Source organism: Streptomyces sp. NPDC059900 (assembly GCF_050270335.1).
GTDB lineage: Bacteria > Actinomycetota > Actinomycetes > Streptomycetales > Streptomycetaceae > Streptomyces.
This window is the reverse complement of record NZ_JBNNJZ010000902.1, coordinates 1-2,270: the sequence shown is the minus strand read 5'-3', so window position 1 is coordinate 2,270 and position 2,270 is coordinate 1. Positions and strand designations below refer to the sequence as shown.

The following is a 2,270-nucleotide window of genomic DNA, read 5'->3' as shown; positions in this document are numbered from 1 at the left end:
ATTAGCAACAGTCTCGTGGTGGACGCGGGGCACCGCGCTGCTGGCGGCCACCGCACTCCTCCTGACCTTCGGCACCGCGAACGGAGCCCGGGCGGGCGCGCTCTGCTCGCTCCTGGCGGCCGTCTTCGCCTTCGTCGCCTACGGCGATCAGGCCGCGGCCCGCCGCAGCCCGGCCGCACTCGCGGCGGGCCTGTGCCTCGCAGCCACAGCCCTCTTGTGTGTGCCCCTCATTCTTCGTACACGCCCGTGGCTTAACTTGGCGGGGCCGGCGGGCCAGGGCGGGTCGCTGCGACGGCGTTTGCGGCAGATCGCCCTGACCCTCCTGGGCGGCGCCTTGCTGGGCTCCCTCTGCGCGGCGGGCGCGGGTCTGGGCGCCTACGCACTGCGCCCCGAACGGCACTTCCCGGCCGCAACGTCCCAAACGGTGCCGGACAACCGGCGGGACGTGGGCAGTGCCGGACAGAACCGTGCCTGGCCCTCGAAGCTGGACCGGGTGGCCTGGAAAGGAACGGTCAACGGCCCCGTCGCCCTCAGCCAGTGCGGCCGCACCTATCACCGGCTGGCCCCCTACCAGGGCACCCTCGTGTCCCTCGAAGGCGACTCCGTCGTCGGCAGGCGGGGGGCGGATGGCAGGGTCCGCTGGCGCTACACACTGCGTGATGCCACGGTCCAACAGGTCGCCGTGGGCGCCGACTGTCATGTCCTTGTCCTGGCCGACGCGGCGCTCATCTCCCTTGACGCCTACGACGGTTCGGTCGCAGGGCGCGTCTGGCTGGACGACTCCTTCCTCTCGCCGGGTGGCACCAGCACATCACTGTCCTGGCGGTTCATCACTCCCGTCGACCACGGCGGCGCCCCGGCCCGGCTCGTGTCCCTGCCCGCGAGCGACACCGTCCACCTCAGCAACAGCCGGGGGGTCATCGCGGTGCGGCGGGCGGACGCCCGGATCCTGGCGCACGGCGACTCCCGCGGCAGCGACTGCCGATACCTGATCGACTACGGCGGGGCTGATGACCCCGGCACTCTCCTGGTCAGCGGGTGCGAGAGCCCGGCCATGCTGGTCCTCCTGCCCGACCTGCCGCGCCAGAACATCCTTGCCGCCGAAGAGCCCTACGACGTCCTCTTCGGCCCGGGTGAGCGCTCGGTGCCCGATCCGCCGGGCTGTCCGGACGGCTCCACGCTGAGCGCGCACACGCTCAATGCCCGGGGCTCGGATGTACTGCTTGGCGGGGTGAGCAAGTGCTGGGACGACGCGGGGCAGTCCGGGGGACTGCTGGCCTATGTTCCCGCCCAGCAGCACCAGGACGAACCCCGCCATGTCGCGCGCCTGGCCACCCGGCAACCGCTCGCCTTCCCGCCCGTTTCCACCTCCGGCGACGGTGTGCTGCTCTCGGCCAAGGATGGGCTGCTCCACGCGGATCGCCAGCGGCCGGGCCAGGGCACGAAAGTGCGCCTGGGCCCGGGACAAACCGCCGTGGCGGCAGCCGAGCAGTACGAGTCGCAGCACGCAACCCACCTCCCGCAACAGATACTCGCCCTCACGCGAACAGGCCGTCTGTACACCCTCATGGAGACCGCGGCCGGGGATGACGCGTCTGACGACGCGGGCGCTAGCTTCGCCATGAAGGCGGTTGGCTCCACGGACCTCGCTGCCGCTGCCTGCCCCAGCGGCGGCCGCCGTGATCTCCACCTCGACAGAACAACCGCTACTGCCCTTGTCACCTGCACCGAACGGGATGGCACGACCCGGGTGACCGCCCTGCGAGAGTAGCTTCGCGACCCGTGCGGCCAGCGTTGCGTGTGGGGGTGTTGCGATCACTGGCCTTCCAAGGGCGGTGTCGTCGGGGGCTGGTGCCTCGGCATCTGGCGGCTTCCCGGGAAGCGGGCTGGCACGCCAAAGCCGGGGAACGGCAAGGCGGCGGCGCTTCGGCGCTGAGCTTGCGGGGGCAGCCGAGGTATTCAGGACAAAGGGAGACCTTGCTCTGTACGGTTCCTTGCGGAAGGCGCCGGATTGGTGAGGACTCGCCCTGCTCTGCAGTTCGGCTTCGCACCGGCATCACCCCGACGCCACCCTCCCGGCGGCCGCACCGGTCATGTAGTTCCCTGCGCCCCGGGCGGCGCGAAAGACTCCCCGTGGTGTGTTCGGCATCAGGCGAGGCGGCGAGAGGTGTCAGCCCGCCTCGCCGGGGCGCCGCCTCGCAGGCCCGCCCGCCAGGAGCGATCGTTGCATCCCGTGGATCGGTCAGTGTGGCAGGACTTCCCAACCCGGC

At 71.3% G+C, this 2,270-nt stretch carries 1 protein-coding gene; it reads left to right on the top strand.

Features of this window, described 5'->3' with window-relative positions; genetic code table 11:
- The coding region (locus ACQKIP_RS45500; protein ID WP_427745680.1) for a hypothetical protein at window positions 1-1,771 on the top strand (1,771 nt) is incomplete at its 5' end.
- Window positions 1,772-2,270: the final 499 nt, after the last annotated feature.